Source organism: Methylophaga sp. OBS4 (genome assembly GCF_026319305.1).
Classification (GTDB): Bacteria; Pseudomonadota; Gammaproteobacteria; order Nitrosococcales; family Methylophagaceae; genus Methylophaga.
Map to the genome: position 1 here is coordinate 49160 of NZ_JAPDMV010000007.1, position 18966 is coordinate 68125.

General features: G+C 45.7%; 16 protein-coding genes. 11 read left to right on the plus strand and 5 right to left on the minus strand.

All coding sequences use genetic code 11. The features are described from left to right. Position 1 precedes the first annotated feature (1 nt). Both OMP95_RS03305 and OMP95_RS03315 read right to left on the minus strand, forming a co-directional pair. Complete coding sequence (locus OMP95_RS03305; RefSeq protein WP_266325917.1) at positions 2-1780, minus strand: methanol/ethanol family PQQ-dependent dehydrogenase; 1779 nt, start codon at positions 1778-1780, stop codon at positions 2-4. A gap of 608 nt (positions 1781-2388) precedes the next feature. Beyond that, on the minus strand, positions 2389-3555 hold the full coding sequence (locus OMP95_RS03315; protein WP_266325919.1) for a cysteine desulfurase family protein: 1167 nt from the start codon (positions 3553-3555) through the stop codon (positions 2389-2391). 563 nt (positions 3556-4118) lie between these two features. On the opposite strand from OMP95_RS03315, the gene norR reads away from it, so the two are divergent. From norR to norW, 3 genes are all read left to right on the plus strand, one after another. After that, positions 4119-5663 (plus strand): nitric oxide reductase transcriptional regulator NorR, encoded by a 1545-nt coding sequence (gene norR, locus OMP95_RS03320; RefSeq protein ID WP_266325921.1) that lies wholly within the window; start codon positions 4119-4121, stop codon positions 5661-5663. 275 nt (positions 5664-5938) lie between these two features. Further along, a complete protein-coding gene (norV, locus tag OMP95_RS03325; protein WP_416234628.1) occupies positions 5939-7417 on the plus strand; it encodes an anaerobic nitric oxide reductase flavorubredoxin in 1479 nt (492 codons plus the stop codon). Between the two features lie 7 nt (positions 7418-7424). Next, the gene (norW, locus tag OMP95_RS03330) at positions 7425-8567 is read left to right on the plus strand and encodes an NADH:flavorubredoxin reductase NorW (protein WP_266325923.1); all 1143 of its coding nucleotides are present in this window, start codon (positions 7425-7427) and stop codon (positions 8565-8567) included. 284 nt (positions 8568-8851) lie between these two features. On the opposite strand, the gene OMP95_RS03335 is transcribed toward norW, so the two are convergent. Next, positions 8852-9691 carry a LysR family transcriptional regulator gene (locus OMP95_RS03335; protein ID WP_266325925.1) on the minus strand — a complete coding sequence of 280 codons (840 nt, stop codon included), beginning with the start codon at positions 9689-9691 and terminating at the stop codon, positions 8852-8854. Between the two features lie 101 nt (positions 9692-9792). Between OMP95_RS03335 and OMP95_RS03340 the strand changes: the two genes are divergently transcribed. From OMP95_RS03340 to OMP95_RS03375, 8 genes are read left to right on the plus strand one after another with little or no spacing between them, the layout of a single operon-like run. Further along, a complete protein-coding gene (locus tag OMP95_RS03340; RefSeq protein WP_266325927.1) occupies positions 9793-11532 on the plus strand; it encodes a diflavin oxidoreductase in 1740 nt (579 codons plus the stop codon). A 20-nt stretch (positions 11533-11552) separates the two neighbouring features. Continuing rightward, positions 11553-13280 (plus strand): NADPH-dependent assimilatory sulfite reductase hemoprotein subunit, encoded by a 1728-nt coding sequence (locus tag OMP95_RS03345; RefSeq protein ID WP_266325929.1) that lies wholly within the window; start codon positions 11553-11555, stop codon positions 13278-13280. Further along, positions 13281-13607 carry a DsrE family protein gene (locus OMP95_RS03350; RefSeq protein ID WP_266325931.1) on the plus strand — a complete coding sequence of 109 codons (327 nt, stop codon included), beginning with the start codon at positions 13281-13283 and terminating at the stop codon, positions 13605-13607. Positions 13608-13618: 11 nt separating this feature from the next. Next, positions 13619-14032: a DsrE family protein gene (locus OMP95_RS03355; protein WP_266325933.1), complete on the plus strand. Its 414-nt coding sequence runs from the start codon at positions 13619-13621 to the stop codon at positions 14030-14032. 1 nt (position 14033) lies between these two features. Next, complete coding sequence (locus tag OMP95_RS03360; RefSeq protein ID WP_266325935.1) at positions 14034-14429, plus strand: hypothetical protein; 396 nt, start codon at positions 14034-14036, stop codon at positions 14427-14429. 58 nt (positions 14430-14487) lie between these two features. Continuing rightward, positions 14488-15933 carry a cytochrome-c oxidase, cbb3-type subunit I gene (ccoN, locus tag OMP95_RS03365; protein ID WP_266325937.1) on the plus strand — a complete coding sequence of 482 codons (1446 nt, stop codon included), beginning with the start codon at positions 14488-14490 and terminating at the stop codon, positions 15931-15933. A 21-nt stretch (positions 15934-15954) separates the two neighbouring features. After that, positions 15955-16200: a hypothetical protein gene (locus OMP95_RS03370; protein ID WP_266325939.1), complete on the plus strand. Its 246-nt coding sequence runs from the start codon at positions 15955-15957 to the stop codon at positions 16198-16200. A gap of 18 nt (positions 16201-16218) precedes the next feature. Continuing rightward, positions 16219-17169: an NAD(P)H-dependent flavin oxidoreductase gene (locus OMP95_RS03375; RefSeq protein ID WP_266325941.1), complete on the plus strand. Its 951-nt coding sequence runs from the start codon at positions 16219-16221 to the stop codon at positions 17167-17169. Here the strand turns inward: OMP95_RS03375 and OMP95_RS03380 are convergent. Together OMP95_RS03380 and OMP95_RS03385 are read right to left on the minus strand one after the other, a co-directional pair. Beyond that, positions 17166-17606 carry a DUF488 domain-containing protein gene (locus tag OMP95_RS03380; protein WP_266325943.1) on the minus strand — a complete coding sequence of 147 codons (441 nt, stop codon included), beginning with the start codon at positions 17604-17606 and terminating at the stop codon, positions 17166-17168. The two genes, OMP95_RS03375 and OMP95_RS03380, sit on opposite strands and share 4 nt — an antisense overlap. Before the next feature lie 329 nt (positions 17607-17935). After that, positions 17936-18964 (minus strand): M48 family metalloprotease, encoded by a 1029-nt coding sequence (locus tag OMP95_RS03385; RefSeq protein WP_266325945.1) that lies wholly within the window; start codon positions 18962-18964, stop codon positions 17936-17938. Positions 18965-18966 lie beyond the last annotated feature (2 nt).

Sequence of the window (18966 nt, forward strand, 5' to 3'; positions counted from 1 at the left end):
CTTACAGGCTAAACACACTCAGAACACCGCCCAAGTTAGTCCAGCTAGACAGTGCACGATAGGCACCGACCGCACCCAGACCATCTGTGTCGTTTTCCAGGCTTGGAATTGCCATACCGATACCAGCCCAACCACCTACACCGGACAGGATGGAAACAAATTGTTTACCGTCGTGCTTGTAGGTGTTGACGTTACCGATGATCCCTGACGGCGTTTTGAAGCGCCACAGTTCGCGGCCACTCTGGGCATCAACCGCTTTGAGGTAACCTTCCAGCGTACCGTAGAACACCACGTCAGAAGCAGTGGCCAGGGCACCTGACCAGACTGAGAACCGTTCAGGGACAGACCAGACGATTTTACCTTCACGCGCGTCCCAGGCGATGAAGTTACCCAGGTGAGTGCCGCCCGGTGCCGGGAACATGTTCAAGGTCGCGCCAACATAGGGCTGACCGGCGACATACTCAACTTCGAATGGCTCGTAGTTCATGCACACGTGGTTGGTCGGTACGTAGAACAGGCCGGTACGTGGAGAGTAAGCCGCAGGCTGTTGGTCCTTGGACCCCAGCGCCGCCGGACAAATGCCTGTCGTGTTGACATCTTCGCCCTGATGCTCGGTCGAATACTTGGCAACGCGATTGTGACGACCGGTTTTCAGGTTAACGCCGTTTGACCAGTTAACAGCTGGGTCATATTTTTCAGCGACCAGCAATTCACCGGTTTCACGGTCCATGGTGTAACCGAAACCGTTACGGTCGAAGTGAACAGCAGTCTTGCGCATTTTACCTGTAACCTCCTGTTCAGCGAGGATCACTTCGTTCACACCGTCATAGTCCCACTCATCATGGGGCGTCATTTGATAAACCCATTTCGCGATACCGCTATCCAAATCACGAGCAAAGAGGGTCATTGACCACTTGTTGTCGCCCGGACGTTGTACCGGATTCCAGGTGGATGGGTTACCGCTGCCGTAATAGAACAGTTTCAGATCCGGATCGTAAGAATACCAACCCCAGGTGGTACCACCACCGATTTTCCATTGCTCTCCCTGCCATGATTCAAGAGAAGAGTCCTTCCCTACGGGTTTGAGCATGGAAGTGGTTTTTTCCGGATCGATCAGCATTTCATCATCCGGACCAGTGCTGTAAGCGCGGTATTTCACGCTACCTTCCAAGTCATAGGCCTGAACGTAACCACGCACACCGAATTCACCACCGGAAATACCGACGATGATGGTGTCGTCAAATACGTGAGCAGCAGCTGTGCTGGTCGCCCCACGTTTGGGATCATCACGTTTGTGAGACCAGAGCGGCTCACCTGTCTCCATATCCAGGGCAACAAGTGTCGTATTGGCTTGGTTGAGGAAGATTTTGCCATCAGCATACGACAGACCACGGTAAACGGTGTCACAGCACATAACCGGCACAGTTTCGTCGTAGTTTTGCTTGGGCTCGTATTTCCACTTGATCGCACCCTGATTGTTTAAATCCAGTGCATAGACAATGTTAGGGAATGGCGTGTGGACATATATGGTGCCGTCGATAACCAGCGAGTTACCCTCGTGACCACGCAGTACACCGGTCGAGAAAGACCATGCCATGTTCAGATCTTTGACGTTATCTTTGTTGATTTGAGTCAGTTTTGAGTAACGTTGATTAGCATAGTTACCTGCAGGCATCACCCAGTTATCCGGGTTTTGCTGCATTTTGATTAATTCGTCAGAAGCAGCCATACCAGGTATCGCCAATGACAGCATCGCAATAGATAATCTTTTCAGTTTCATGGTACTGCTCCTTATCTTTATATATCGCATAAATATTAAAAATGTTACTGCCTCAAGCTTCTTTACCCGTAGCCATAAGCCGAGCATTTGATAATGCTTGGTTCTATTTTTTCCTGATATTCAAGCGCTATTTTGCAGTGACATAACCGCAGGTTCGAAGCGCCGGGTCCGTACCCTCCTCTCATGGATTTTGTGATGATAGATAATTAAACTTTACTCTTTAATTAAAGGCACCAACAGGCTGTTACAGCAAGAAAAATGGCACATATTGATCTGGATCAACATCCATTAATTTTACTGCTGACAATGACACAGAAGTGGTCAAAAATTTAGTCGGGGCAGTAGTACTAAGCGCCTTAGTTCACAGATGCAATATTCCCCTGTACTCAGCGACATTCACCGAGAACTGGGGCTTCTCTTGTAGGTGATCACGAAAGTGGGTTTCCCCATGACGATTCAGCACGCAAGGTCGTGTACCTTGCCCTTGATGCCTCGAAGAAATGGACCATGCCCATCAGAAACTGGAAGGCGGCATTGAACCGCTTTATGATTGAGTTCGAAGACCGACTGGCGGACTTCGTTTGAAAGTGGCAGTTACACAGAATTATTTACAGGCTCTCCAGTTGAAAGGAGTTGATTGTTTTCCTAATCACTTGAACCGCGTGGTCTATTTGGTTTTCATCAGAATATCGTCCCAGACTGAACCGTATTGAGGATATCGCCTGGCTATCCGACAAGCCAATTGCTTTTAAGACATGTGATGGCTGAACCATTTCGCTGTTACATGCTGAGCCTGTTGAGGCACACACTTCAGGTTGCATGGACTCTAGCATGGCGATGGCATCCAGACCGACAAATTCGACGTTCAGATTGCCTGGATGACAGCTCTCCTGGCTTCCATTGAGTCTGAAATCAATATCCAATTGCGATAAATTATTAATGAATCGTTGTTTCATTGAGGCAAGTTTGCGTCTTGTCTCTCCTGCTTGTTGTTTTGAGATATTAAGCGCAGTCGCAAAACCGACACATAAAGCCGTGGGTACGGTACCAGAGCGCATGCCAAATTGCTGACCGCCCCCGTGGATAAATGGCGGCAAAGAAGCCTGCAAAGCATTCTTCATATATAACGCGCCGATACCTTTTGGCCCATAAACTTTATGGGCAGAGAGGCTCAGCATATCAACCTGCCATTGCTTTACATTGATATCGATGGCCTCCGGCGCTTGTGCCGCATCACAATGAAATAATGCACCGTAATCATGGGCTAATTTAGCTAATCTCGGGATATCCTGGATGCTGCCTATTTCATTATTAACGGCCATCACACAAACCAGTAACACCTGTTCAGAGAGCATTGACTCATAAGCCTGAATATCAATTAAACCTGAAGGCAGGACGGGAATCTCTTCCACCACAGCTCCCAGTTTCGCGGCGAAATAATAGGCTGCATTTTTGATGCATTTATGCTCTATGGCGCTAATCAGTATCTTATTGCGGCGGCTATTATTCGAAAACAACACACTCGCTATGGCCTGATTATTCGCCTCAGTGGCGCCCGATGTGAAAATGATTTCTTCAGCGGATGCACCGATAAATGCTTCAATATCAGTTCTTGCCGATTCAACTGCAACAGCAGATTGCTGACCCAGAACGTGTTGTAACGAGTGAGGGTTGGCAAATAAATCACCGCTATACGCTTCCATCGCCTCACGGACCCGAGGATCCAACGGGGTCGTTGCCTGGTAATCTAAATAAATGGATTTTCCGATTTGCATTTTAGTATTTCAAAAGTTTACACATATGAGCTTGTAGACATAGCAGAGGGTGTCACTATACCATCCTAGCGGCTTCTCGCTGTTGGGTTTGTATGATTTCAGCCAATATCGATACTGCTATTTCTGCTGATATTCTGCTTCCGCTCGGAAGTTCTACAGGACCTCTAAGACGGCTAAATTTATGTCGCGGTCAGATCAAACATCCTCATACGCTCACGTCGGTTTGCCTGGTTCTCCTTGGAACCCAGCGCGCCGACATAAAAGTGTTGCTCTGTAAAGCTTCCAACAAAGCCATATCATTCAATTTTGGAGCATGTGTGACTGCGGCAATGGCAGTATACATGTCGGACTTGAGTTCTACGATGGCATCTACATTGTAACAACTGGCAACGGCCACTCGAGTCTTAATTAATACATCTAAAACTACGGTTTTTAAACACCATCCGTCAGTCGTTCTTCGAGCTAAAGCATAAGATAGTTTGCTGCAGGGAATTGTCATAATGACATATACTTGCATAGTAAATATGACAATATGCTTATGACTTTGAAACAGGCTGTTTATTATGAACTGCACTTACAGTAAATGGATTCAACTGGCACTCGATCTGACAACCGGCGTATCTCACCAGGATCGCTTTGCCCATTTGCTTTCGACCATTCGTCACGTATTAAACTGTGATGCGTCCGCACTGTTGTGTCTGAAAGATCAGTATTTTGTCCCACTGGCCATTAATGGGTTGTATGACGATGTGCTCGGCCGACAATTCAAAATTAGTGAACACCCAAGATTGGAAGCCATCGCGCGAGCTGGTGACATTGTTCGTTTCCCTTCTGACAGTGATTTACCCGATCCCTATGATGGTTTGATAGCCAACCATGAAGATAAATTGCATGTGCATTCGTGTATCGGCTTGCCATTGATATTTGATGATCGCTTGATTGGCGCAGTGACAATTGACGCTTTTGACCCTCAACAGTTTGTCGATTTTACGAATGCTAACTTACGCATCATCAGTGCGCTTGCGGCATCCAGTCTTAATACCGCACTGCTGATGGAAAAGTTAGAAAAAATGGCTATCTACTCTTCGACAGAGCAAACCTACGAGCCACCCAAAACAAAAATTGCCAATATGACCATGATTGGCGAATCATCCCCCATGCAAGACTTAAAACAACAAATCGAAGCGGTGGCGAATACTGATTTGACGGTTTTAATTATGGGCGAAACCGGCGTGGGAAAAGAGCTGGTAGCCAATGCGCTCCATAGTGACTCTCACCGTCGCCATGAAAATCTGGTTTACCTGAACTGCGCTGCGTTGCCGGAATCTGTTGCTGAAAGTGAGCTGTTTGGACACGTCAAAGGAGCCTTTACCGGGGCGATAAGCCACCGTAAAGGGAAGTTTGAATTAGCAGATGGCGGCACACTCTTTTTAGATGAGATAGGTGAGTTGTCTCTGTCATTGCAAGCAAAATTACTTCGAGCCTTACAATATGGTGATATTCAGCGCGTAGGCGATGATTCGGTTATTAAAGTCAATACCCGCATTGTTGCAGCCACTAATCGTGACTTATCCGCTGAAATCAAACAGGGTCGTTTTCGTGCTGACTTATATCATCGTCTGGGGGTTTTTCCGATATTTGTTCCCCCACTTCGCGAGCGAGAGAATGACATTATATTGCTTGCAGGCTTTTTCGTTGAACGTTGCCAAAGTAAGCTAAACATTCCAAGTATCACCATCAGCAAACAAGCCTTAAATAAAATCAAAAGCTATTCATGGCCGGGTAACGTACGAGAGTTAGAACATGCGATCCATCGAGCTGCGGTACTTGCCAAATCGAAAAGTCGCGGTGGCATAACGACCTTAATGCCAGAGCACTTTGCGCTTGAAGACAATGACAAGGAACAGAAAGTCCAAAAGTCAGCTGAGCCGGTAGTTGTTTCAATTGAGAGTCATCAAGGCATCAGTATGAAAGAAATAATGAATGAATTTCAACGGAAATTGCTTTACCAAGCCTACGAAGACAATAACCAAAACTGGGCGGCAGTCGCTAAGCAGCTACAGATAGATCCGGCCAATCTGCACCGTTTAATCAAACGTTTGAATTAATAATCCCGTCCGTCCTCCCGTATATTGCACACAGGTGTAGCGAAAGTAAGGCTACGCTTTTTGTGGAAACCAACTCTCCTTCCCCATCGCTCCTTATGGTCGTAATGACAATTTATTGTTATTAAGACAATTGTTTTAACTTGTCACAATAACAATCATGCAGCGTGTTAACGTCAATTAATCCAGCATTTTCAATATGTTACATTTCCGGCATGCTTAATGCTATCAATCTTAGCGTAACACTTTTTCTGGTTGGACATAATATAAGGTAAGGAATGATGACCATTAAGGTTAAAAACAATATTGATTGGGTAGGTCAGCGTGACTGGGAAGTGCAAGATTTCCACGGCACCGAATACAAAATGACTAAAGGAACAAGCTACAACAGTTACCTCATTCGTGAGGAGAAAACCGTATTGATTGATACGGTTGATCATCGCTTTAGCAAACAGTTCCTGCAAAATTTAGAGATGGAAATAGAGCTTTCATCTATCGACTACATTGTCATTAACCATGCTGAAGAAGATCACTCCGGTGCATTATGTGCGTTGATGGATAAAATTCCTGATACCCCGATCTATTGTACTGAAGCCGCAGTTGATTCTATTGTTGGCCACCATCATCACCCGGAATGGAATTTTCAGGTCATCAAAACAGGTGACAGCCTCGATATTGGCAATGGGAAACAACTCGTCTTTATTGAAGCGCCAATGCTCCACTGGCCGGATAGCATGATGACGTATGTGACAAAAGACGCCGTACTCTTTAGTAACGATGCCTTTGGTCAGCATTACTGTGATGAGCATTTATTCAATGATGAAGTCGACCAAAATGAACTCTATGATCAGTGCCTGCGTTACTACGCAAATATTTTGACGCCATTTAGCAATTTGGTTACAGCCAAAATTCAAGAAGTTCTTAGCTTCGGGCTGCCTGTCGAGATGATTGCGACAGCTCATGGCGTTGTCTGGAGGACAGATCCAACTCAGATCGTGCATCAGTATCTGGAATGGGCAAATAACTACAAAGAAGATCGTATCACTATTTTTTACGACACCATGTCAAATAACACGCGAATGATGGCAGACGCCATTGCGCAGGGTATTCACGATGTTGATCCGAATGTTGCCGTAAAAGTCTTTAATGTTTCTCGGCAGGATAAAAATGACATTCTCACCCATGTATTTCGCTCAAAAGGCATGTTGGTAGGCTCATCAACCATGAACAACGTAATGATGCCCAAAATCGCAGGCATGCTTGAGGAATTCACGGGCTTACGATTTAAAGATAAAAAAGCAGGTGCTTTTGGCAGCTATGGTTGGAATGGCGGTGCGGTGGATCGGATTCATGCCAGATTGACCGATGCGGGTTTTACTACGACGGTTAGCATGAAGGTGAAATGGCGTCCCGATGTCGATGCGATGAAAGCCTGCCGTGAGCATGGGCGGATGGTTGCAAAAGAGTGGGCTGTACACGATGGTTTGGTTTCTCAAGCTAAAGCAAGCCAGCCAGCGGTTTCACAAGCAATATATCAGACGACTGTTCCAGTGGTTGATGCATCAGTTGAAACCGACACAGAACATGGTCCTGACTGTACTTGCATGCTGTGTACCGTGTGTAACTGGGTATATGACCCGGCTATCGGCGAACCTGATCAAGGAGTTGCGCCCGGGACAAATTGGGAGGATGTGCCGGACTATTTTCTTTGTCCGGGTTGTAACCTCGGTAAAGAAGTGTTTATCCCTCAACAGTAAGGAGAGCATGATGAATAATCCCATTATTATTATTGGTAGCGGCTTTGCCGCTTACCAACTGATCAAGACAATTCGCCGTAGTGATCAAGAATGCAGTATTTTGGTATTTACGGCTGATGAAGGGCATGAATACAACAAGCCTGATCTGAGCCATGTTTTTTCTAAGCGGCAGCGCCCTGAAGATTTATTCTTATCCACCGGGGCTGATTTTGCGGAAAAGCATAATATTACCTTGTACGCGAATCACACTGTTGAAGACATTAATCGTGAAGATAAAACCATCACCGCCAATGGCCAGGGCTATGCTTATTCCAAGCTGGTCATTGCTACCGGAGCCAGGGCGTTTATTCCTCCGATCGATGGCGATGCTGTTGACCGTATCTATACACTCAACAGCCTGTCAGAGTTTGCTCACTGCCGGGAAAATATACAGCAGGCAAAACGTGTGATGATGATTGGTGGCGGTCTCGTTGGCATTGAAATCGCCATGGATCTTTCATCCAGCAATAAACAGGTTTGTGTGGTTGAGTGCAGTGATTATCTAATGAAAAATTTGTTGCCTGAATATGTAGCGATTCACCTGAAACAACAGTTCGAACAAGACAATGCCAAGATTTATACAAATACGACCGTCAATTCAGTTGAGCACCACGGCGAGGCGCTCCGCGTTACATTCAATAGTGGAGAACAGATAGAGATTGATGCCATTATTTGTGCTGCCGGACTGATTCCGAATAACGCACTGGCGAAAGCTGCTGGGTTAAAGGTTAATCGTGGCATTGTGGTTAATGAACAGCTGCAAACCTCTGATCCAGATATCTTTTCAATTGGTGATTGTGCCGAATTTGAAGGCCAGGTTCGTGCTTTTCTACAACCAATCGTATTGAGTGCCAATAGCTTGGCCAAAACGCTGCTCGGGGAAGGCTCTCAGCTGATATTGCCTAACATGATGGTTAAGGTAAAAACGCCTCGATTCCCGATTCAGGTGGGCGGGATTACAGGAGGTGAACATGTATCCCGCTGGACAATGGATATTGATGACACGGGGATGGTTGCGCAAAGCTTTAATCTACAAGGCCAGTTGATTGGCTTTGTCGCCACCCGGGAAAAGACGGCACAAGCCTTTTCCCTGCTCCGTGAGCTCGATTAGTAAAGTGGCTCCTGCACATGCCCTTGTTGCCATCGGACAATTCAAGGTGATGCCGATTGCTAAGTATCACGTTCGAACTTACGTGGGCTGGAGTGGCGAAAACTGCTGAGTTTAAATCAGCGCCACTAACTTGATATCAAGGTAGTGGCGCTGATACGGCTGTCAATCACATAATTGATGCCGTAATCAATCTGTTTGATATCAGCTGACATGACTGCCGGATATTGAAGAATATCTACAACAGGGATGTGTCTGACAGTTACACCGCCACTAAAAATGTCTGGCTATAACCAAGCCGATTCAACTTCACAGGCTTCATAAAGCGCCTTGATGTATGTTTCGTATCGTTGTCTATCGTTTTTCCTGTACAAAACATAAACTGGGAACGTAAATTCTGGGTGTTCTTTTTTATGGTCAAGCAGGCCTGCTTTGATGTGATGCTCTACAACTCTAGTGCGGAAATACCCGCTGCCACCATTTTCAAGAATGTAATGCAGTGCGAGTGGCCCGAGATTGAGAGTCAGCTTCGAACGAGCAAATTCGGGTAAAGCAACATCATGCTGACTTCTGAAATGTTCGCCCCAATCGATATAAATATATGGTTCCGGTGAATCTTTGGCGGAGACAAGGATCAGCTTTTCCTCAAGCAGCTCTTCAACCTGAACACCGGGCCAATATTCAGGCTGGTGTACTACGATGATATCCAAAACACCGTGCTCAAGTTTTTCCATCAGCGTGTGTCTCTCCCCTATTTCCGCTCTGACCGCAAAATCGGTATTACTGATGTCCAGCTTGTTGAGCCATAGCAGCATCAACGGACTCCATAAGCTGATTTCTCCCCCGATATTGAGCACTTGCCGGGTACCAGATGGCAGCGGCAGATCTCTTTTGGCTGCTTCCCAGGTTTGAAGCATTTTGGTGGCATGTTCAATAAAACGCTGACCATCAGCTGTCAGACTTGCACCAGAGCGATTTCTGACAAATAACTTACAGCCAATTTGCCCTTCAAGATTATGTATTCGAGCCGTCACGGTTGTCTGCGTGACATGTAATTTCTCTGCCGCAGCGATAAAGCTGCCTGTGCGGACGATTTCCAAAAATGTTCTAGCTAGACTTATATCCATATTAAAATTTTTGATATTAAATTTAGTTAATATTCATTATACGCAATCAAATGCGTCTTTCATAATGTGCTTGTCGCCAGATATAAACAAGTCTTATTACTATGCAAAACGCTGAGCAAGCCCTATTTACAGACAAACAATACCAGGACAGCAACCTGGTTGATGATCTTAATTCCAGCCAGACTCGAGGGTTAGGCCAGCACTTAACCACTTTGACGAAAGTTGAAAGGCATGAAGCGAAATCTCAAAATAAACCTTGGCGAATTGTTGTTGGATACGGGACGGAAACAGGTAACAGCAAAGGGATCGCACAACAGTTTAACGATCAGGCACGCGAAAACGGGAAATTTGTTGAAGTAAAAAACTTAGCTGACCTGAAAGTTAGACACCTGGCAAACATTGATTTTCTGTTTATCGTTTGCAGTACACATGGAGATGGAGATCCACCGGAGTCTGTAGAACTCTTTTACAACGCCTTACTTGACTACCAGGCTTCGCTTGAAGATACCGCTTTTGCCGTGCTGGCACTCGGTGACAGTACCTATGATTTGTTCTGCGAGACAGGAAAAACAATTGATAAAAAACTTGCTGAGCTATGTGCCCAACAATTACTCGAATGCTATGAATGCGATGTGGATTTCGAGCACGAAGCTCAGGTCTGGATAAAAAGGTGTCTGAAGTTCATTCCAGAAACAGGTTCGTCTGGTGGTGCAGTACACGCCACCACTAAAAGAGCAGATTCAACTGCGTTCTCTAAAAATAATCCTCTTCAAATTGAGGTGCTTGAGAACATTACGCTTACTGGGCCTTCTCGCGTTAATGCTATACATCATCTGGAACTTGCACTTAATCCGAATCATCACTTCAATCTGAGACCTGGCGATAGCATTGGAATTTTTCCACACAACCCGCCAGATCTGGTTCATGCCATTTTAGAGTTATGTCATTTTTCAGGAGATGAATCTGTCACCATCAAAGAGACGGCGATGCCGTTGGTTCAGGCTTTACGAGAGCACTGCGATCTAACCGTAGTCAGTGCAAAGTTTTTTAACGAATGGTCGATGTTATCGCAAAATCAAGAGCTCTTGGGGCTTATTGAAGATAAGAAAAAAGTCAGGGCGTTCCTCAAGATTCATCAGTTGACACAAATACTTAGCGTGTACCCCCTCGTCATCGAACCTCAGTTGTTCGTTGATTTGTTAAGACCGCTGCAACCCAGACTATACGACGTATCTAACAGTCTTGATGCTGTTGATAATGAAATTCACCTGACAGTAGAACTTTATCAGTATTGCTTTGCTGGTAAACGCTGCAATGGCATTGCATCTAAATTTTTACTGGATCTTGAGCCAGGAGAATTACTGAGCATTTTTCCTCAACACAATAAACGTTTTCAGCTCCCCACTAATCATAACGTACCCATAATCATGATTGCCGATGGGACCGGAATTGCACCGTTTAGAGCTTTTATTCAGGAGATCGAAAATAAGACTGAACGCTGTCACCCTACCTGGCTGCTGTTTTGTGAGCAGACATTTACTGAGGATTTTCTGTACCAGGTTGACTGGCAACAAGCACTGCAATCGGGTTCTTTAACCAGGCTGGATACTCTTTTCCATGCAGATATTCCCTCTGCCACCCTTCTGGACTTAATGGCTGACAGTTATGACTTATTCAAAGGGTGGCTCGAAGCGGGTGCGCATATATATCTATCCGGCCACAAGCACGAAATGGAAACGCTGGAAAAATCGTTAAATGCAGCCTTGGGCTCCGATCCTGGCATCAGTCAGAAATGGACACAACTCTCATCTCAGAACCGCTTACACCGCAACTTGTACTGAGTTTGGAAGGAGAATTTTATATGAATCATCAATCTATCGAACGTAACCATGACATCAGCCAACCGGTTTCTGAACTGCATGAGAATGAACAACTCAAACACAAAAGTCATTACTTAAGAGGCAATATTAGCCATGGGCTCGAAGACAGAGTCTCAGGCAGTCTCTCTCATGACGACACGCTGCTGACCAAGTTCCATGGTATTTATCAGCAGGATAATCGCGACACCCGTCAAGCCAGGCAAGCAAGAAAACTTGAGCCTCACTACCAATTCATGGTGCGACTGAGGATTCCCGGCGGAGTGCTCAATACAATGCAGTGGAATGAAATCGACCGTCTATCTCGATTTTATGCTTCCAGTGGTATTCGCATCACCACTCGTCAGACTATTCAGTTACATGGCATCAGCAAATGGCACCTGAGACCTCTTCTAAAAAGACTCAGAAAAATTGGTATTGATACGATTGCAGCCTGTGGTGACGATAGCCGAGGAGTGGTCTGTGGTGCAGATCCAAACATTTCGGAAGTTCAAAAACAAGTTTATGAGCTCGCAAAAGCAACCAGTGACCGGTTGACTCCGAAAACGTCGGCCTATTCTGAAATCTGGTACGAGGAGAAAAAGACTACTCCGCTCCAAGAAGAACCCATATATGGTGCGATGTACCTGCCCCGTAAGTTTAAGGTGGGTTACGTCATTCCTCCAATCAATGATGTTGATATTTTTGCTCAGGATGTTGGCTTTATCGCGATTGTGGAAAACAACCGCTTGCTAGGCTTTAACCTCTGTGTAGGCGGCGGGATGGGGAAACTGGACTCACGAAGTGACAGTTACCCCAGACTGGCCACAGAAATAGGTTTTATCAACTATAAGGATGCGCCATTCCTTGCAGAAGTCATCATGGCTATTCAACGTGATTATGGTGACAGAAAAGATCGCCATCAGGCTCGTTTTAAATACACGATTGATAGGCTGGGATTGGATTGCTTTAAGGCATTACTCGTTAAACGATTTGGCAAGGAACTGGCTCCAGCACGCCCTTATATGTTCAGTCACAACGGTGATCGATTGGGCTGGCATAAATCAGCTGACAATAAATGGTATGCCACGCTTTATATAGAGAGTGGTCGTGTGAATTTTCATCTAAGAGATCAGCTACATGCCTTGTTCCAGCAATTCTCAGGTAGCATCAGGCTGACAACTAATCAAAATCTTCAGCTCACGCATATTGAAGATTACGAGGTTAAGGATGTAGCCCATCGTCTTTCAGATATTGGACTTGAAGCCAGGTTGGCACCTCTTTCACAACATGCACACACGCTGAGCTGTGTTGCTCTTCCTACCTGTGGTCTGGCCATGGCTGAAGCTGAAAGATACGCCCCGCTATTTCTTCAAACATTCGAGCAACTCAAGGCGCAATACGGTTTACAAGACATCCCTGTAAACCTGCGAATAACCGGATGTCCTAATGGCTGTGCCCGACCTTATCTTGCAGAAGTGGCGCTGACAGGCAGAGCTCCCGGGCTGTACAACCTTTATCTCGGAGGCAGCCACCGTGGAGACCGCTTGGCAACGCTATACCAGAGCAACCTTGGTGAAGCAGAGATCATTGATGCCCTCGCCCCATTATTTGAGCTATTTGCCGCAGAAAAATTCAGGGATGAGTACTTTGGTGACTTTCTTTTCAGAAAACAGCTGATCAAGGTGAGTTCATCAAATACACGTCCAAGTCATATTTTTCAGGAGTTATAAATGCCCAATTATCTCATCATTCAAAGCCAGGATCCGTTCTCCGACGCCAGGACCAAATCCCAGTATGAACTGATCCATAATCTGGCCTCAGCAGAAAATACTATCACTGTTCTGCTAGTACAAAATGGTGTCATGCCAGCAAGGCGAGGAAGCATATATAAGCCGTTTGATCTGTTGTGCTATCAGAATATCAACATCCTGGCTGACAAGTTCTCACTTGAGCAAAGGCAGATCAGTATTGATCAATTAAAACCCGGTGTTTTGGCAGCGGATCTGGACGTGGTTATTAAAGCCATGCTGTCTGGACACAAGGTCATCTGGCACTAAGGAGGCAATCTATGAACAAACAAAAAATACTCACCTTTGCTTTTATGGATCCACCCTTTGAAAGTGAGAGAACAGTAACTTTTTTCCGGCTGCTCGATGCGGCTTTAAATCAACATGCCCACATCCGTGTTTTCGCTTATGAGGGGGCGGCAGCATTATCGTTTGCCAAACAATCCGGGCACGGTAATTCCGTTCATGGGCGAAATACCGAAGAGGAAAATCATCCGCTAACAAAGAACTGGATTACAGCATTACAAACCAAGGCTAAACGGAATGATCTGACATTTGAGTGGATCAATTGCGGACTATGTGTTGATGAACGTGGCGTCAACGACACCATTGACGGTTGTGGGCGAGGTAGCCCTGCTGATTTATGGAAGTACGCCAGTGAATCATTAAACACACTTACGATCGGGACTAAATAAGATGCGTGTATTACAAGTATTAGATCAGGCATTCAGGACCACTGTAGAAGAACAAGACGAGACTATTCTGTGGCTAATTCAGTGCATGCTCAAACAATCTATGTTGAACCCTGAAAATGAAATTGATCTCTTACTCAGTGGGCATGCTGTGTATTACGCACACCAAAAACAGGCACAACCAGTATTAAAAATCGGTGACTGGAACCAGACACAACCTGCAGACATTTCAAGGGATATTCATAACCTGCTCCACTCGGGCGTTTCGATAATGGTTGTTTATGAAGATTTATGGGATCGAGGACTGGAGATACTGCCGCTGTCTGAACAGATTGACATCATCAACCGAAAAGAGCTGCCCCAAATTTATAATCGTGCAGATCAGATATGGCATTGGTAAAGGGCGTTGACTTCATCGAATCAGACGAACCGCCTGAAGATTAAAAGTGAGCAATACCATGCAAACAAGCAATAAATACAATACTGATATCACCAAATGGTTTGCCGTTATGGCGTGCGTTTATCTGGTGATAGGTACGGGGGTCGGCGTCTATATCGCCTCAGAGCTTGCCTGGCCAATACTGAATTTCGATAATCCTTATATCAGTTTTGGCAGGCTTCGGCCGGTTCACACCAACACGGTCGTTTACGGTTTTGGAGGCTCTGTATTGATGGCAACGGCCTATTACGTCGTTCAACGGACCTGCTATGTAAAATTATGGAGCGACAGACTGGCTTGGTTTACTTTCTGGGGTTGGAACCTTTACGTTGTAGGCGCATTCATTACTTTGCCCTTGGGCATTACCCAAGGTAAGGAATACGCTGAACTTGAGTGGCCGCTCGATATTCTTCTGACTGCCGTCTGGCTGTCCTATAGTTTCAACTTCATCATGACATTAAGTATCCGAAAAGTTTCACATATTTATGTTGCAAACTGGTTTTTTCTGGCCATGATGATCATGTTTACTTACCTGCATGTAGTAAACAGCCTGTCCATTCCTGTTGAGCCATGGAAATCATATTCCATCTTTGCTGGTGTACAAGACGCGATGATTCAGTGGTGGTGGGGACATAATGCGATTGGTTTTTATCTCACGGCCGGCTTTCTGGGCATTATGTATTATTTCGTCCCAAAACAAGCTAATAGACCGGTATATTCATACCGCCTATCCGTTATACATTTCTGGGCATTGATTTTTGGCTATGTCTGGTTGGGCGCTCATCACCTGCAATACACCGCCTTACCTGACTGGACCGGATCGCTGGGAGCGGCTATCTCACTTGCCATGATTATTCCCTCATGGGGTGGAGCTATTAATGGCATGTTCACTTTGAGTGGTGCCTGGGAAAAATTACGAACTGACTATATTTTGCGGTTTTTGATTGTGTCGCTCGCCTTCTACGCGATGTCGACATTTGAAGGGCCGGTTATGGCGGCTAAAACTGTTAACGCGCTATCCCACTATACTGACTGGACCATAGGTCACGTGCATTCAGGTGCGCTCGGTTGGGTGGCCATGGTTTCTATTGGTGCGCTATATCACATGGTCGAGCAACTCTGGGATACCAGAATGTATTCGGTCAAACTGGTGAACGCACATTTCTGGCTTGCCACCATCGGCACTGCAATTTACATCACTGCCATGTGGGTCGCCGGCATCATGCAAGGGCTGATGTGGCGCGCATATGACGATTACGGCAATCTGGCATACACCTTTGTCGAGTCTGTAGCACAAATGCATCCCTATTATGCGATACGTGTTGTTGGCGGGTTTATCTTCTTTTTAGGAGCCTGCGTCATGTTATTCAACGTGATCCTGACCATTCGACAGGCTATCTCTTTATCATCCAAGCAGTCTCAAGAAGCGGTTATTCACGCGCCATCTGAAGACTGGATTGCATAGCAACAGTTTCAAGGAAAAATCATGATACTTAAAGTCCTAGTGACAAGTTTGGTGTTTTTATCAAACTCAAGCTTGCTGAGCCTTGCGATTAGTCTGGCAATTTTGTTTGGATTATTCATCATTATTTGCTGGACGTTTCAGATTGACAAACAAGCTTCGTTTGAAGAACAGAGCAAAATTCCAGTGAATGATGATACCCCCGCTGAAAAACAGTTATTTGCCCAAGAGCGCCATCGCTCTGCCGGCTTTAAACGGTTTGATGCCTAGCTATTAAGGAGCAAAGATATGGCCCTCATCACTTCTCTTACAAAAAAATTCGGCATCAACCATCCCATCATGCTTGCACCGATGGGAGGCGTTGCTGGTGGCGAATTGGCAGCTTCAGTATCCAACGCGGGCGGTTTGGGAATAATTGGCGCGGGCTATGGTGATATTGACTGGCTTAGAAGAGAATTGGACTTGCTAAAACGAAAAACACAAAAGCCCTGGGGCATCGGATTTATTACATGGACACTGACTCAAGAAGTCTTTGATCTGGCCATGAGCTATTCTCCGCATCTGGTGATGCTATCATTTGGTGATGTAACTCCATGGGCTGCTCAGGTTCATACAAAAAAAATTCCGCTATTCTGTCAGGTTCAAGATCTGAACAGCGCTTTTGAAGTTAGAGACAAAGGGGCTGATTTCATCGTAGCACAGGGCTCGGAAGCTGGTGGCCACGGTTCAAACCATCGTAGTACGCTATCATTGGTAAGAGGAATCGTTGATCACATCCCTGGCATACCAGTGATTGCAGCAGGTGGCATTGCTGATGGTAAAAGTCTGGCCGCAGTTCTGAATATGGGGGCTCAAGGCGCATCCATTGGTACAAGATTCTATGCCTCCTTTCAGTCCATGGCTCATTACAGACTTAAAGAGAGAATCGTAGAGTGTAGCGGCGATGACACCATTCGAACACATGTTTTTGACGTCGTAAGGGAAATACCTTGGCCTAGTCAGTACTCTGGTAGAGCAATCACGAATAAATTTGTGGCCAGATGGCATGGCAATGAAAATGATCTAAAGCGTTTTCTGCCCAAGAACCAAGCATCATTTTATTCGGCACAGGATGCTGCGGATCCGACTATGGCAGTAGTATGGGCCGGTGAATGTATTGACTCGATAACAGATATTCTCGATGCTGGCGATATTGTAAGAAACATTGGTAGAGAAGCAGAAGCACTCATTAACAGCTAATTATCAGCCTTGTCATTTTGGTAACAAACTCGAGATGCTCTTTCATTACTCCTTTGTTCAAAGTCAGACTCTTCAAATAATGTGTATAAATACTCTTTTAAAATAGCCAGATGGGAGTGATCAAGATCCCTGACCGAGCTCAACAGTGTAATCGTGTTTTTCATTGCTAATTCGAGGACTTCCTGGAGTTCAGAACGGTGGTTTTCCAGTTCCCTTATATAATTGGTTTTGAATTCATCAAAATCCAGATCAGCTTGATGCCATTCCTTTCTTAACTCGGCAGATGGGCACAGATCCCGTATCCATTTGTCGAAATTTAGCTCTGTTTTCTTTACCCCTCGCGGCCAGAGTCTGTCAGCGAGAATTCGTAAGCCATCATCTTCAGTTGCAGTAGAATAAACTCGTTTAAGTTTGATTGTTATATAACTTTGAGACATGAGATATCCATGAACTTATGTGAGAACAATTAGATTTTGACCAATGTGGTTCTTGATGAAATTCCTTTGACCTTCATATACATATAGCACACGTTTAAGCAAAAGACTGAACGCTGGATCGGGATGAACATTTCTCACAGAGATTATGGCCAGATTGTCGCTCCGAAGCAGTTCTTCAATGGCTGGGCCGGACAGTCCGTTTTTCTTGACAAAGCACAAACCCGTTAAGCCTGTCGGGCCAAAAGGTCAGACTCCGGCCCTTTTGGCCTTGGCGATCTATTCGCGCTGTATCAGCCCGGCATCAATGATGCCTATTGTTACCGGTTTACCTACTGTGTTTCGGTAATTTTCATTGACGGCCAGCCATTGTTGTCCGGATCAAAGCTGGGATCTAAGGCTTGTATACGCTTAACCAACGGCGGATGTGTCGACATCAGGCCAGACATTTTGGTTGATAGATCGGAAAACATCATATGTCTGGCCTCTTCCAGTTCATCATGGACGGCTTCTTTCATGCCACTACGCTGGAGTCCGCCTATTTTTTTCAGGGCGCCAGCCAAAGAGTCGGGATCACCGGTATAGCGTGCGGAATCAGCATCAGCCAAATATTCGCGTTGCCGTGAAATGGCTGCTTGCATAATTTTGCCCATAAAAGCACCCAGCAAGCCTAATAGGATAATGGCAATGCCTAATAACGCTATTTGCGCACCGCCTTTTCTGCTTCGGCCACCGGAATGCATCAGGATACGTCCCACAATATAGAGCGCCATTAAGCCATGAATCAGGCCGATAACGCGTAAATTCAGGCGCATATCCAGGTTACGAATATGTGCAAACTCATGGGCAACAACAGCCGCCAGTTCATCACGGCTTAACAGCTTTAAAGCGCCACGGGTAACGGCAATAGCCGCTTTGTCCGGTGAATTGCCGGCAGCAAAAGCATTGATCCCCTGTTCGTTTTCGAGCACAAAGATGCGGGGTGCTTGCATGCTGGCTCCCAGAGCCACTTCTTCAACAATGTTTTTATAGCGGGTAATAAGCGGGTCGCTAGTCTCTTCACTGACATCGGTGGCTCCCAAAGCACGGGCCACTTTGGCACCCTCACCGCCCATACTGACTATTTTCCAAAGTGATGTTAAAACAATCACTGCGGTCACTGCCAAAGTGACATAAGCAAACAACTGCCAGTCGACGACGATTTGGCTGGCCTGATTTGCTGCCGCCGGTGTTAAACGCACCGCGGCCAATGACGCAATCAGCACGGCGATCAGGAGTACTGAAAAAATGAACAAGGTGGTAATCAGCAGGCTTTGCTTACGGGCACTAGCGCCGTGCTGGTACATGCTCATTTCAGCCATGC

Excerpts from the sequence above, each read along its gene's own strand:
- OMP95_RS03305 (WP_266325917.1), bottom strand. The coding sequence starts at position 1,780 with ATGAAACTGAAAAGATTATCTATTGCGATGCTGTCATTGGCGATACCT.
- OMP95_RS03315 (WP_266325919.1), bottom strand. The coding sequence starts at position 3,555 with ATGCAAATCGGAAAATCCATTTATTTAGATTACCAGGCAACGACCCCG.
- norR (WP_266325921.1), top strand. The coding sequence starts at position 4,119 with ATGAACTGCACTTACAGTAAATGGATTCAACTGGCACTCGATCTGACA.
- norV (WP_416234628.1), top strand. The coding sequence starts at position 5,939 with ATGATGACCATTAAGGTTAAAAACAATATTGATTGGGTAGGTCAGCGT.
- norW (WP_266325923.1), top strand. The coding sequence starts at position 7,425 with ATGATGAATAATCCCATTATTATTATTGGTAGCGGCTTTGCCGCTTAC.
- OMP95_RS03335 (WP_266325925.1), bottom strand. The coding sequence starts at position 9,691 with ATGGATATAAGTCTAGCTAGAACATTTTTGGAAATCGTCCGCACAGGC.
- OMP95_RS03340 (WP_266325927.1), top strand. The coding sequence starts at position 9,793 with ATGCAAAACGCTGAGCAAGCCCTATTTACAGACAAACAATACCAGGAC.
- OMP95_RS03345 (WP_266325929.1), top strand. The coding sequence starts at position 11,553 with ATGAATCATCAATCTATCGAACGTAACCATGACATCAGCCAACCGGTT.
- OMP95_RS03350 (WP_266325931.1), top strand. The coding sequence starts at position 13,281 with ATGCCCAATTATCTCATCATTCAAAGCCAGGATCCGTTCTCCGACGCC.
- OMP95_RS03355 (WP_266325933.1), top strand. The coding sequence starts at position 13,619 with ATGAACAAACAAAAAATACTCACCTTTGCTTTTATGGATCCACCCTTT.
- OMP95_RS03360 (WP_266325935.1), top strand. The coding sequence starts at position 14,034 with ATGCGTGTATTACAAGTATTAGATCAGGCATTCAGGACCACTGTAGAA.
- ccoN (WP_266325937.1), top strand. The coding sequence starts at position 14,488 with ATGCAAACAAGCAATAAATACAATACTGATATCACCAAATGGTTTGCC.
- OMP95_RS03370 (WP_266325939.1), top strand. The coding sequence starts at position 15,955 with ATGATACTTAAAGTCCTAGTGACAAGTTTGGTGTTTTTATCAAACTCA.
- OMP95_RS03375 (WP_266325941.1), top strand. The coding sequence starts at position 16,219 with ATGGCCCTCATCACTTCTCTTACAAAAAAATTCGGCATCAACCATCCC.
- OMP95_RS03380 (WP_266325943.1), bottom strand. The coding sequence starts at position 17,606 with ATGTCTCAAAGTTATATAACAATCAAACTTAAACGAGTTTATTCTACT.
- OMP95_RS03385 (WP_266325945.1), bottom strand. The coding sequence starts at position 18,964 with ATGGCTGAAATGAGCATGTACCAGCACGGCGCTAGTGCCCGTAAGCAA.